Origin of the sequence: Stenotrophomonas sp. ATCM1_4, from assembly GCF_004348115.1 — a bacterium.
GTDB lineage: Bacteria > Pseudomonadota > Gammaproteobacteria > Xanthomonadales > Xanthomonadaceae > Stenotrophomonas > Stenotrophomonas capsici.
The window spans coordinates 739,965-752,063 of record NZ_QPFB01000001.1; the positions used below are offsets into that span (position 1 = coordinate 739,965).

The 12,099-nt window shown below is 67.5% G+C and carries 12 protein-coding genes and 3 tRNA genes; 13 read left to right on the forward strand and 2 right to left on the reverse strand.

Going from position 1 to position 12,099, the window contains the following annotated elements:
* Nucleotides 1–5: 5 nt before the first annotated feature.
* The 10 genes from hisG (at nt 6) to ATCM_RS03560 (ending at nt 9,623) form a co-directional block, all read left to right on the forward strand.
* Nucleotides 6–917 carry an ATP phosphoribosyltransferase gene (hisG, locus tag ATCM_RS03515; RefSeq protein WP_132862865.1) on the forward strand — a complete coding sequence of 304 codons (912 nt, stop codon included), beginning with the start codon at nt 6–8 and terminating at the stop codon, nt 915–917.
* Nucleotides 914–2,209 carry a histidinol dehydrogenase gene (gene hisD, locus ATCM_RS03520; protein ID WP_132862866.1) on the forward strand — a complete coding sequence of 432 codons (1,296 nt, stop codon included), beginning with the start codon at nt 914–916 and terminating at the stop codon, nt 2,207–2,209. Before hisG ends, hisD begins: the two co-directional genes overlap by 4 nt.
* Nucleotides 2,206–3,288: a histidinol-phosphate transaminase gene (hisC, locus tag ATCM_RS03525; protein WP_243693946.1), complete on the forward strand. Its 1,083-nt coding sequence runs from the start codon at nt 2,206–2,208 to the stop codon at nt 3,286–3,288. Before hisD ends, hisC begins: the two co-directional genes overlap by 4 nt.
* The gene (gene hisB, locus ATCM_RS03530; protein ID WP_132862868.1) at nt 3,285–4,358 is read left to right on the forward strand and encodes a bifunctional histidinol-phosphatase/imidazoleglycerol-phosphate dehydratase HisB; all 1,074 of its coding nucleotides are present in this window, start codon (nt 3,285–3,287) and stop codon (nt 4,356–4,358) included. Before hisC ends, hisB begins: the two co-directional genes overlap by 4 nt.
* Nucleotides 4,355–4,957 (forward strand): imidazole glycerol phosphate synthase subunit HisH, encoded by a 603-nt coding sequence (gene hisH, locus ATCM_RS03535; protein WP_132862869.1) that lies wholly within the window; start codon nt 4,355–4,357, stop codon nt 4,955–4,957. The genes hisB and hisH overlap by 4 nt, the downstream gene beginning before the upstream one ends.
* Nucleotides 4,954–5,688: a 1-(5-phosphoribosyl)-5-[(5-phosphoribosylamino)methylideneamino]imidazole-4-carboxamide isomerase gene (hisA, locus tag ATCM_RS03540; RefSeq protein WP_132862870.1), complete on the forward strand. Its 735-nt coding sequence runs from the start codon at nt 4,954–4,956 to the stop codon at nt 5,686–5,688. Before hisH ends, hisA begins: the two co-directional genes overlap by 4 nt.
* Nucleotides 5,682–6,458: an imidazole glycerol phosphate synthase subunit HisF gene (hisF, locus tag ATCM_RS03545; RefSeq protein ID WP_132862871.1), complete on the forward strand. Its 777-nt coding sequence runs from the start codon at nt 5,682–5,684 to the stop codon at nt 6,456–6,458. The genes hisA and hisF overlap by 7 nt, the downstream gene beginning before the upstream one ends.
* Nucleotides 6,448–7,086: a bifunctional phosphoribosyl-AMP cyclohydrolase/phosphoribosyl-ATP diphosphatase HisIE gene (gene hisIE, locus ATCM_RS03550; protein WP_132862872.1), complete on the forward strand. Its 639-nt coding sequence runs from the start codon at nt 6,448–6,450 to the stop codon at nt 7,084–7,086. The genes hisF and hisIE overlap by 11 nt, the downstream gene beginning before the upstream one ends.
* A 210-nt stretch (nt 7,087–7,296) precedes the next feature.
* Nucleotides 7,297–8,817 carry a calcineurin-like phosphoesterase C-terminal domain-containing protein gene (locus ATCM_RS03555; RefSeq protein WP_132862873.1) on the forward strand — a complete coding sequence of 507 codons (1,521 nt, stop codon included), beginning with the start codon at nt 7,297–7,299 and terminating at the stop codon, nt 8,815–8,817.
* A 158-nt stretch (nt 8,818–8,975) separates the two neighbouring features.
* Complete coding sequence (locus ATCM_RS03560; protein WP_243693947.1) at nt 8,976–9,623, forward strand: hypothetical protein; 648 nt, start codon at nt 8,976–8,978, stop codon at nt 9,621–9,623.
* 107 nt (nt 9,624–9,730) lie between these two features.
* On the opposite strand, the gene ATCM_RS03565 is transcribed toward ATCM_RS03560, so the two are convergent.
* Together ATCM_RS03565 and ATCM_RS03570 are read right to left on the reverse strand one after the other, a co-directional pair.
* Nucleotides 9,731–10,726, reverse strand: a complete 996-nt coding sequence (locus tag ATCM_RS03565; protein WP_132862874.1) for a C13 family peptidase — start codon at nt 10,724–10,726, stop codon at nt 9,731–9,733.
* A gap of 63 nt (nt 10,727–10,789) precedes the next feature.
* Complete coding sequence (locus tag ATCM_RS03570; RefSeq protein ID WP_132862875.1) at nt 10,790–11,185, reverse strand: hypothetical protein; 396 nt, start codon at nt 11,183–11,185, stop codon at nt 10,790–10,792.
* 205 nt (nt 11,186–11,390) lie between these two features.
* On the opposite strand from ATCM_RS03570, the gene ATCM_RS03575 reads away from it, so the two are divergent.
* The 3 genes from ATCM_RS03575 (at nt 11,391) to ATCM_RS03590 (ending at nt 11,876) form a co-directional block, all read left to right on the forward strand.
* Nucleotides 11,391–11,466 (forward strand) — tRNA-Ala (locus tag ATCM_RS03575).
* Between the two features lie 54 nt (nt 11,467–11,520).
* A tRNA-Glu gene (locus ATCM_RS03580) sits at nt 11,521–11,596 on the forward strand.
* A 204-nt stretch (nt 11,597–11,800) separates the two neighbouring features.
* Nucleotides 11,801–11,876 (forward strand) — tRNA-Gly (locus ATCM_RS03590).
* Nucleotides 11,877–12,099 lie beyond the last annotated feature (223 nt).

The following is a 12,099-nucleotide window of genomic DNA, read 5'->3' on the forward strand; positions in this document are numbered from 1 at the left end:
GAACAATGAGTGCTTCCACCTCCGCACCGGCGCGTGACCGGTTGCGTATCGCCATCCAGAAGAGCGGCCGGCTGGCCGACCCTGCGCGCAGCCTGCTGGCGGCCTGCGGGCTGAGCTGGCGGCAAAGCCGCGACAAGCTGTTCTGCTTCGGCGAGTCGCTGCCGGTGGACCTGCTGCTGGTACGCGATGACGACATCCCGGGCCTGATCGCCGACGGTGTCTGCGACCTGGGCGTGGTGGGTCTCAACGAGCTGGACGAGCAGGCCAAGGCGCGCCGCCAGATCGGCTTGCCCGATGCCTACCAATCGCTGCGCGGGCTGGGCTTCGGCCAGTGCCGGCTGATGATCGCGGTGCCGGAAGAGTGGGACTGGCAGGGCGTGCAGATGCTGCAGGGCAAGCGGATCGCCACCAGCTATCCGGCTGTCCTCAGCGCGTGGCTGAAGGAAAAGGGCGTGGATGCGCAGGTGGTCGAGCTGTCCGGCTCGGTGGAGATCGCGCCGAAGCTGGGGACCGCCGAGCTGATCTGCGATCTGGTATCCAGCGGCGCGACCCTGGCGGCCAACCAGCTCAAGCCGGTGGAGACCCTGCTCGAAAGCGAGGCGGTGCTGGCCGGCCCGGTCAATGAACTCGATGACGCCCGTGCCGGCCTGATGGCGATGCTGTTGCGCCGCCTGGATGGCCTGACCAAGGTGCAGGACCAGAAGCTGCTGATGTTCAGCGCCGCCGAGGAGCGCGTGGACGCGCTGGCGCGCCTGTTGCCCGACGCCGAACCGCTGCTGCGCCTGCCGGGTAGTGGCAGCGCGGTGCGGCTGCAGACCATGTGCAACGGGGCGCTGAGCTGGCAACGGCTGGAGGAGCTGGAGCGCGCCGGCGCTCAGGGTTTGATGGTGCTGGCCGTGGAGAAGTCGCTGGTATGAACATCCTCGACTGGAATGCGCTGGACGCTGACGGCCAGGCCCGCGCCTTGACCCGCCCGGTGCAGGCGGTGGCCGAGCAGACCCGGGCGTCGGTCACCGGGTTGATCACACAGGTGCGCGAGGACGGCGACGTGGCCCTGCGCGAGATCAGTGCCCGTTTCGACGGGGTGGCACCGGAGCGCTTTGAGGTTGGTGAATCCGAGTTTGCGGCCGCCGAGCTGGCGGTGCCGGCCGAGCTGCGCATCGCCATGCAGCAGGCGGCCGATCGCATCGATACCTATCACCGCGCCGGCATGGCTCGCCCCTACGCGGTGGAAACCGCACCGGGCGTGGTCTGCGAGAAAATGATTCGCCCGATCGGTCGCGTCGGCCTGTACGTGCCGGCCGGCAGCGCGCCGCTGCCATCGACCGCGTTGATGCTCGGGGTGCCGGCGCGCCTGGCCGGCTGCCGCGAAGTGGTGCTGTGCACGCCGCCGCGCAAGGACGGCAGTGCCGACCCGGCGGTGCTGGTGGCCGCTCGCCTGACCGGTGTGCACCGGGTCTACAAGATCGGCGGAGCGCAGGCGATTGCGGCGATGGCATACGGCACCGATACCGTCCCGTCCTGCGACAAGTTGTTCGGCCCGGGCAACAGCTACGTCACCGAGGCCAAGCAGCAGGTTGCGCAGGCCGGTGCGGCGGCCATCGACATGCCGGCCGGGCCATCCGAAGTGCTGGTGATCGCCGATGCCGGCGCCAATCCCGCCTTCGTCGCGGCCGACCTGCTGTCGCAGGCCGAACATGGCCCGGATTCGCAGGTGCTGCTGCTCAGCGACGACGCTGCGCTGATCGCCGCCGTGCAGGACGAGGTGGAGGCCCAGGTGGCGCAGCTGGCGCGCGAGGGCATTGCCCGGCAGGCGCTGGCGGCTTCGCTGTTGATCAAGGTCGATTCGATCGCCCAGGCGTTCGCCATCTCCAACCGCTACGCACCGGAACACCTGATCCTGGCCCTGCGCGAACCGCGCCGCTGGCTGGAACAGGTCGAGGCCGCCGGTTCGGTGTTCATGGGGGACTACACGCCGGAAGCGTTGGGTGACTATTGCTCCGGCACCAACCACGTCCTGCCGACCGCCGGCGCCGCGCGCGCCTACAGCGGTGTCAGCGTCGCCAGCTTCCAGAACCAGATCAGCGTGCAGGCGGCCAGTGCCGAGGGCATTGCCAATATCGGTCCATGCGCCTTGACGCTGGCGCGGGCGGAAGGGTTGGGCGCGCACGCCAACGCCGTCGCCCTGCGGCTGGGAGTGACGCCGTGAGCAGCGTGCTCGACCTTGTACGCGATGACCTGCGTGGCTTCACCGGCTATTCCTCGGCGCGCAGCGCCAAGCTCGACGGCGAGATCTGGCTCAACGCCAATGAATCGGCGTGGGCCAACCCGGGCGACCCCCTGGCCAGTTGTCGGCGCTATCCGGACCCGCAACCGCAGGCGCTGCGCGAACGGCTGGCGACGTTGTACGACTGTGCGCCGGAGCAGTTGCTGATCGGGCGTGGCAGCGACGAGGTCATCGACCTGCTGGTACGTGCGCTGTGCGTGCCGGGCCGCGATGCGGTGCTGTATACCCCGCCGGTGTTCGGCATGTATGCGGTCAGTGCCCGCCTGCAGAACGCGCCCGCACTGGAGGTGCCGTTGCAGGACTCCGCGGCGGGCTTCGTGCCGGACATCGACGCCATCATCACCACCGCCAGACAAGGCGGCGCCAAGCTGGTGTTCCTGTGCTCGCCGTCCAACCCGGCCGGGTTGAGCATCCCGCTGGCGCAGGTGGAGCGGGTGGCCGAGGCCCTGCGCGGCCAGGCGCTGGTGGTGGTTGACGAAGCGTATGCCGAGTTCGCCGACACGCCCTCGGCGACGCGCCTGCTGGCAGGCCATGACAACGTCGCGGTACTGCGGACCCTGTCCAAGGCCCACGCTCTGGCGGCAGCGCGGATTGGCTGCGTCATCGCCGATTCCGGCCTGATCGCGGTGTTGCGCCGCTGCCAGGCGCCGTATCCCGTTCCGACCCCATGCTCGGCGCTGGCGTTGGCGGGATTGGGTGAGCAGGCGCTGCAGCAGACCCGCGCGCGCATTGCCACCGTACGCAGCGAGCGCGACCGCCTGCGCATGGCGCTGTCGCTGCAGGGGCATGTGCGCAAGGTGTATGCCTCCGACGCGAACTTCCTGCTGGTGCGCTTCATCGACGCCGAAGCCGCCTTCCAGGCGCTGCTGCGCGCCGGGGTGGTGGTGCGCGACCAGCGCGCCGCGCCGCAACTGCACGATGCGCTGCGCATCACCGTGGGAACGCCCGAACAGAATGACCGCGTCCTCGACGCCCTCGCCACGCTGGAGCCCGTTACATGACCCCCATCCTGTTCGTCGATCGTGACGGCACCCTGATCGAAGAGCCGGCCGATTTCCAGATCGACGCCTACGAAAAGCTGCGTCTGGTGAAGAACGTCATCCCGGCGATGCTCAAGCTGCGTGATGCCGGCTACCAGTTCGTCATCGTCTCCAACCAGGATGGGTTGGGCAGCGAAGGCTACCCGCAGGAGCGCTTCGACGGCCCGAACAACCTGATGCTGCAGATCTTCGCCAGCCAGGGCATCGTCTTCCGCGACGTGCTGATCGACCCGAGCTGGCCGCACGACAACAGCCCCAACCGCAAGCCGGGCATCGGCATGATGCTGCCGTACCTGCAGGACCGGGGTATCGACTGGGCGCGCTCGGGCATGGTGGGCGACCGTCCCACCGACATCCAGTTCGCCGACAACTTGAAGATCCGTGGCTTCCAGCTGCGCACCGACCAGTTCGGCGGCGAGTGGGATTGGGACGGCATCGCCCATGAGCTGGCCGATGCACCGCGCCGCGCCACCGTGCAGCGCGACACCAAGGAAACCCGGATCCGCGTGTTCGTGGACCTGGACACCGTGGCCACGGCGAAGATCAGCACCGGCCTGCCGTTCTTCGACCACATGCTCGACCAGATCGGCCGCCACGGCGGCTTCGCGCTTGAAGTCGAAGCCAAGGGCGACCTGCATATCGATGAGCACCACACCATCGAGGACACCGGCCTGGCATTGGGCCAGGCCTTGCGTGATGCGCTGGGCGACAAGCGTGGTATCGGTCGCTATGGCTTCACGCTGCCGATGGACGAGACCCTGGCCAGCGCCGCGTTGGACTTCAGTGGCCGCCCGTACTTCGTGTTCAAGGGTGACTTCAAGCGCGAGCGGGTAGGGGACATGCCCACCGAGCTGGTGCCGCACTTCTTCCGCTCCCTGTGCGACGCGGCCGGGCTGAACCTCAACCTCAAGGTGGAAGGCGACAACGACCACCACAAGGTCGAAGCCTGCTTCAAGGCATTGGCCCGTGCCCTGCGCCAGGCCATCCGCCGCGAAGGCACCGAGCTGCCCTCGACCAAGGGGGCGCTGTGAGCGCGATCGGCCTGGTCGATGCCGGCGGTGCCAACCTCGGCTCGGTGCGCTATGCGCTGGAGCGGCTGGGGCAGACGGTGTGCATGGTGCGCACCGCCGAAGACCTGGTTGGCGTGCCGCGGGTGATCCTGCCCGGCGTCGGCGCCGCCGCCGAAGGCATGCGCCGGCTGCACGCGCAGGGCCTGGTCGAGCCGCTGCGCACTTTGCAGGTACCGCTGATGGGCATCTGCCTGGGCATGCAGCTGCTGTTCGAGGCATCGGAAGAGGGCAAGGTCGACTGTCTGGGACTGTTGCCCGGCGTGGTCCGTCGCCTGCATCCGGGCGTGGGCGTACGCGTGCCGCACATGGGATGGAACAAATTGTTGGCACTGCGCGAGTCGCCCTTGCTGGACGGCGTCCCCGTCGGTGCCAGTGCCTACTTCGTACACAGCTATGCCGCACCGGTGACATCGGACACGGTCGCGGCCTGCCATCACGGCGGGTTGTTCACCGCCGTGGTCCAGCGCGGCCGCCTGTGCGGCGCGCAGTTCCACCCGGAGCGCTCCGCCGGCGCCGGCGCCCGCCTCCTGCGCAATTTCATCGAGACCGACTTCCCATGAGTTTCACCGTCTATCCCGCGCTGGACATCCGCAATGGCAGCGTCGTGCGCCTGCTGCAGGGCGACTACGCCCAACAGACCACCTATGGCGACGACGCGCTGCCGCGTGCGCAGGCCTTCGCCGCCGCCGGCGCGTGTTGGATGCATCTGGTCGACCTGGATGCAGCCAAGGCCGGCGGCTACACGTTGGCAGCGCTGCTCGCGCAGATCGCCTCGACCACCACACTGAAGGTGCAGACCGGCGGTGGCGTGCGCGGTCGCGACGACGTGGCGCGCATCCTGGATGCCGGCGCCAGCCGCGTGGTGATCGGTTCACTGGCGGTGCGCGAGCCGGACGACGTATTGGCGTGGTTGTCCGAGTTCGGTCCCGAGCACCTGACCATCGCCCTGGATACCCGTCAGGGCGAGGACGGCGTCTGGCGCCTGCCGGTACATGGTTGGACCGAGACCGCCGACGTCACCCTGGATGCACTGGCCCAGCGCTATGCCCGTGCCGGCATGAAACACCTGCTGTGCACCGACATTTCCCGTGACGGCATGCTGACCGGTCCCAACATCGACCTGTACGCGCACCTGGTGCAACTGCTGCCCGGGGTGGCGGTGCAGGCTTCCGGCGGTGTGCGTGACGTCGCCGACGTGCACGCGGCCAAGGTGGCCGGTTGCGGTGGCGCCGTGCTGGGCAAGGCCTTGTTGGAAGGCCGGCTGCAACTCGACGAGGCCCTGGCATGTTGAGCCGCCGCATCATTCCCTGCCTGGACGTGCGCGAAGGCCGTGTGGTCAAGGGCGTCAGGTTCCGTGACCATGTCGACATGGGCGACATCACCGAGCTGGCATTGCGCTACCGCGACGCTGGCGCCGACGAGCTGGTGTTCTACGACATTTCCGCTAGCCCGGAAGGGCGCTCGGTGGACCGGGCCTGGATCGAACGCGTCGCCCGTCTGATCGACATCCCCTTCTGCGTGGCCGGAGGCATCCGAGACGTCGAGACCGCCCGCGCGGTGCTGCATGCCGGCGCGGACAAGATCTCCATCAACACCCCGGCGCTGGAGCACCCGGCGCTGATCGAGGCGCTGGCCGAGGCTTTCGGCGAGCAATGCGTGGTGGTCGGCATCGACTCCATCCGCGAGCCCGACGGCCAATGGCGGGTGCGTTCCTACACCGGCGACCCGGCCAAGACCCGCGCCGAGGCACGGTTGACGCTGGACTGGGTGCGTGAAGTACAGCAGCGCGGCGCAGGTGAAATCGTGCTGAACTGCATGGACAGCGACGGCGTGCGCAGGGGCTACGATATTGCCCAGTTGCGCCAGGCCCGGGCGGTGAGCACGGTGCCGTTGATCGCCTCCGGCGGTGCCGGGACGCCACAGCACTTTGCCGACGTGTTCGAACAGGCTGACGTGGACGGGGCCCTGGCCGCCAGTGTCTTCCACTCCGGCGCCATCGCCATTCCGGAACTGAAACAGTTCCTGCGCGAACAACAGATCGAGGTAAGGGATGTCTACTGATTTCACGCCGGTCGACCCGGCCACGCTGGATTGGGCCAAGGTTGACGGGCTGATGCCGGCCATCATCCAGGATGCGGCGACGCTGCGCGTGCTGATGCTGGGCTACATGGACCGCGATGCCCTGGACAAGACCCGGGCGAGCGGCAGGGTCACGTTCTTCAGTCGCAGCAAGCAGCGGCTGTGGACGAAGGGGGAAACCTCGGGGAACCACCTGGAGCTGGTCGAGATCCGTACCGATTGCGACGCCGACACACTGCTGGTCAGCGTGCGCCCGCACGGGCCGACCTGCCATACCGGTGCCACCAGCTGCTTTGGCGCCACGCCCGGCAATTTCCTCGGCGCGCTGGACGCACTGGTCAAGCAGCGCGAGCACGACCGCCCGCTCAACAGCTACACCACCCAGCTGTTCGAGAAGGGCCCGCGCCATATCGCGCAGAAAGTGGGCGAGGAGGGCGTGGAAACGGCGCTGGCCGGTGTCGTGCAGCGTGACGAAGACCTGCTCGGCGAGTCGGCCGACCTGCTGTTCCACCTGATCGTGCTGCTGCGCTCGCGCGGCCTGTCGCTGGAGGATGCGGTGGCCGTGCTGGAGACGCGCCACGCCAAGGCCGTGGAGAAGGCGGCCGGCTGAAGCAATGATGCAGGTCCTCCCGCCGGTACGGCTGAGGGAGGGCCCGGCAAACGCGGGCGGGGATGAAGCCCGGCCAGGCTCTCTCTCCGCCTGGCCGGCACTCCCTGCGGCAACGGTCTCCTCCCGTCGGCCGCCAGTTTCCGCCATGCCGCTGTCGCAACGCCGGGGCGATAATGGAGGTCCGTACATCATCCGCCCGCCGAGGATTCCATGCGTCATTCCCTGTTGACCGGCCTGTTGCTGGCCGGTGCGCCGTTCGTGGCGGCCGCCTCCTGCGGCAGCGGCAGTGTCTTCGCCGATGCGAACGGCAACGGCAGGCAGGATGCGGGCGAAACGCCGCTGGCCGGCATCAGGATTTCCGATGGCGAGCACATCGCCTTGACCGACACGGCTGGCCGTTATCAGCTCCCGGCCTCCACGCAACCGAACATCTTCGTCATCAAGCCTGCCGGCTACGCTGCGGCCGCCCGTGCTGATGGGTTGCCGGACATCTGGCGCCCGCGTGATGGGCAGGGTGGGCAGTGCAGGCCGTTTGCACTGGTGCCGCAGCCGGACGCGCCGGACAGCTTCCAGGCGCTGGTCATGGCCGACAGCCAGACCGGCAGTGCGCTGGACGTGGGCTATTTCGAGCGCGACATCATCGAGCCACTGCGTGGCAAGCATCAGGCGCGGCTCGGGATGACGCTGGGGGATGTCACCAATGACGATCCCTCGCTGTATCCGGCGCTCACCCGTGCGGTGACGTCGCTCGGCGTGCCGTGGCTGCATGTTCCCGGCAATCACGACATGGACATCGGCGCGAGCAGTGATGCGACGTCGCTGGCCAGTTACCACCGTTACCTCGGGCCGGACACCTACGCCTGGGAAGAGGCATCGATGGTGTTCATCGGGCTGGACGACATCCTTGCCCAACCCGGGCAGAAGCCGGCCTACATTGGCGGCCTGCGCGAGGACCAGTTCGCCTTCCTGGAGCGCTACCTGCCCACGGTTGGCCGCGACAAGCTGGTCGTGCTTGGCCTCCATATCCCGCTGTTCGACCACGTCTTCCGTGAGCAGGACCGCGCCCGCCTGTTCGCCCTGTTGGAGAAGGTGGAGCACCCGCTGATCCTCAGCGGACACACCCACAACCAGAGCCAGGTGTTCTGGTCGGCCGCGCAGGGGTGGAAGGGGGCGCGTCCGTTGCACGAATACAACGTCGGCGCCGCCTGCGGCGCGTTCTGGTCCGGCGTGAAGGATGCGCAGGGCATCCCCGATACGACCATGGCCGACGGCACGCCCAACGGCTACGGCCTGCTCAACGTGCAGCCGCATGGGCAGTACAGCGTCGAGTACCGGGTCGCGCGTGCGCCGGCGGACCATCAGATCGCGCTGCATGCGCCCAAGGTGCTGCGCCAGGGCGCTTATCCGGCCTGGGGTGTGTACGCCAACGTGTTCATGGGCCACGACGGGCTGCCGGTGGATTTCCGTGTCGACGGTGGCCAGTGGCAGGCGATGAAGCAGGTCCGCCAGCCCGACCCGCGGCTGCTGGTGGAGAACATCGCCGACGACCTGGCCGAAACGCTGCGCGGCTACGATCGCTCCCCCGAAGCCGTGCCCTCCACGCACCTGTGGCGCGCCGCGCTGCCGACCGGGCTGGCCGAGGGCGAGCACACCGTCGAAGTGCGCACCACCTTGAACGGCAAGTCTTATACCGCCACCACCGGTTACCACCTGCAGTCCGCCAGTCCCTGACGACGAACACGCCAATGGGCGGGGCCGCTCGGCAGGAACCGCCCCGGCCGCGACGCACGCACGGCCTGCTCCGCGCGGCGCCCTCAACGGCAAGGGAGTGCCCCGCCAAATCCCGTACCCTTCACCATTCCAGTACCCGCACCGCAAGAGAAAAGAGCATGCGCAACAAGGAAGTGAAGTGCGTCACCCTGATGGCATGGATGCTGGCCAGCAGCGCCTGTTCGTTGCCTGCGACCGAGACGGTGGTCGAACCCATCGATCCGGCACGCAAGCTGATCGGCGCGGTGCAGGGCACCGGAGCCGTCAGTCCGCTGCTGGGTAGCGATGTGCTCGTCGAGGGCGTGGTCGTGCGCAACCTGATGGGTGACAGCGATGACGTCGGCCAGGAAATGAAGGAAACCCTGGGTGAGGGAGTAGGCAGCGCCGCGCCGCCGATAGGCTGGTTCATCCAGGACGAAGGCGATGGTAATCCGGCCACGTCCGACGGGGTGTTCGTGCTCGACCAGGGTTACGACACGTCGATCAACATGCCGGCCGACGCCGAGTACACGATGCGGCTGGGTTCGCGGGTACGGACCGGCGACCGGGTGACCGTGCGCGGGCGGGTGGTCGAGTTGCCCCAGGCGCAGGCTGCCGACCAGCCGCGCAGTACCGGGCATCCGGTGTCGCGTGGCGACGCCGACGGCAGCGTCACCGCGATCGCGGCGACGTCGGTGACGTTGGTGGCACCTGCGGAGCGGGCCAGCCCGATCACCGTACTGCCGGCCTCCGCCGTCAGCGAGGCTACCGAAGCCATGCGTCGCTGAAGCCACGGTAGCAGCGACCTCGATTGCGAACCCCATTGCAGTGCTTCGCCGGCAGTGCCAAACCCCTGCATGCCGCGGCCCTGTGCATCTGGATGCCCACCGGCCGCCTACAAGCCGTTCTTGTTGGCGCGACCGTCAGCCGGTGCCTTGGTGCGTAGCGCGCCCGTCGGGGCCCGCGGCACATGCACGTACGGGTAGGGCACGGCGGCCGTCTCTGGCAGGCCCAGCCGCCATTTGCCGAGCACGCTGCTGACGCGTTTGCCGGCATCGAGCTGGGGTTCGGATGGCAACTCGCCTTCTTCCTTTTCACGCTCGCGCACGGTGGCGCTGGCACGCGAGAAGGCATCGGCGAAATCGCTGGTGGCGTTCATCGCTTCCACCAGGAAGGCACGCCCGAACCAGGTGGCACTGTCGGTGTTGCCGCAGCCGAAGGAGGGACGGTCGTGGCGCGCCGCGGTGATGATCATCCGGTTGGGGGCTTTCAGGGCGGGGATGAAGCCGCCGGAGTAGCAGGCGGAGACCACGATCACCGCGTTTCCGATCCCCGCTTCGTTCAATGATTCGGCCAGGTCCCCGGGCGTGAGGTAGTCCTCCTGGCCCGGTCCGGTATGCAGGTAGAAGCTGCTGTCGTCCAGGCCATGGCTGCTCAGGTAGACCAGCAGCACGTCCTCCTTGGGGTCCAGTCGCTGGCCTAGCGCATCAAGCGCGTAGCCAATGCTCTGGTAGGTCGCCAGCGGTTGTGCCTGCGCCCCGGCGCGCGTATCGGGGTGATTGACCAGGCTGAGCATGCGGCCTTCGGCATCCCAGCGTTGGGCCGACAGTTGGCGCAGGTACAGCACTTCGTTGCGGAAGACGTCTTCATCGACATCCCCGGCCACGCCCAACACGTACAGGTCGGTGACGCCCGGTCGCTGCGCGGCCAGGGCATTGATCTGGCTGTCCAGCAATGCCTTCTGTGCGCGCCCGAACGCGGGCGTGGTGGGTTGCCAGTCCGGTGCTTCCGGTGTGCGCGCCAGCGCAGGCCAGATGCCGAACAGCAGGACAGCGGACAAGGCCAGAGGACGCAGGCGCGACAGCAGGCAGCGGAGCGGGGATCTGGCCATGGCCACAGGTCGCGGAGGAGTTGCCTGGATTCTATCGACTCCGTGCCCTTCAGCGTCCAGCCCCTACCAGCAGGCGGCATGGACCTGGTTGTCCCAATGGCTTGAGAGCGCGAAGTCCCGTTTCAGCCCGGCCTTGGCATAGGCCTGGCTGCGACCGCGCCGCGCCAGCTCACAGGCACCTGCCGCGGGTGTGGGTGGTCGGCCGGAACGCCGTGTCCGCTGTGCCGGAACGGCATTGGCGCGCTTGAGTTCACGCTCGATGGCCTGCAGGCGCGCCTGCGCGTGCCGGTCGAACGGTTCGGGTGCCGCCGTCCATTGCTTCAACGGCGGGCCGTCGCAGGGCAGGGACTGATAGGCGATCCCATCGTCGGTGCGGCACTTGAACACCTGTTGTGCATGGGCCGGTCCGCAGCCCAGGTTGATGAAGATGAAAGCCAGCACGATGACCACGACCGGCATGCGATGCTCCTCGCAGGGATTGAGCCGATACGTTGCCGCGTGCTTCCTGCCGGGGCAGCCGGGAAGCCCATCCCATGTGCGTAGGAGTTCAGCCAGTTGCCCCTGGGCGCGATGACCTGTTCGCTGGCGAGATGTGAAGAAATTTTTTCACAAATGTCTTGCGGGCCTAAAAAAGCCGGGCTATTATTTCTTTCTCGGCGACGTCGGGGCCATAGCTCAGCTGGGAGAGCGCCTGCATGGCATGCAGGAGGTCAGCGGTTCGATCCCGCTTGGCTCCACCAAATCCGGACATTAGGCCGTTCGGATCGTCGGAAACAACTTGATGAGTATAACGCGTCCCCATCGTCTAGAGGCCTAGGACATCACCCTTTCACGGTGGCGACCGGGGTTCGAATCCCCGTGGGGACGCCATTCATCACTGTAGTACGGTCCCGGTCATGTGCCGGGATCCTGTTGAAAAGATCATCCTCCCAGGATGGTCCGAAAGGAAAAAAGAGTTTCCTTTCCAACAGAAAGTCTGCCATAATGGCGGGCTCGCGGTAACAACGTGGGGCTATAGCTCAGCTGGGAGAGCGCCTGCATGGCATGCAGGAGGTCAGCGGTTCGATCCCGCTTGCGGGAATAGCTCAGTTGGTAGAGCGCAACCTTGCCAAGGTTGAGGTCGCGAGTTCGAGTCTCGTTTCCCGCTCCAGTAGAAGAAAAGCCCCGCTACGCGGGGCTTTTTGTTTCCCGGTCTTCGGGACTGTCGAGGCTGGGAGGGGCGGTCAGCGGGCGTGTTTTGCGCTAGAATCGGGCCAGTTCCCCCGGCTGACAGGTGGCCCGCGCCAACGCGCCGGCCGAGAGTGTGACATGAGCACTACCACTGCCCATCGCTGATCTTCCGCCACCGCCCTGATCCCAGGCGCCGTCGTGGC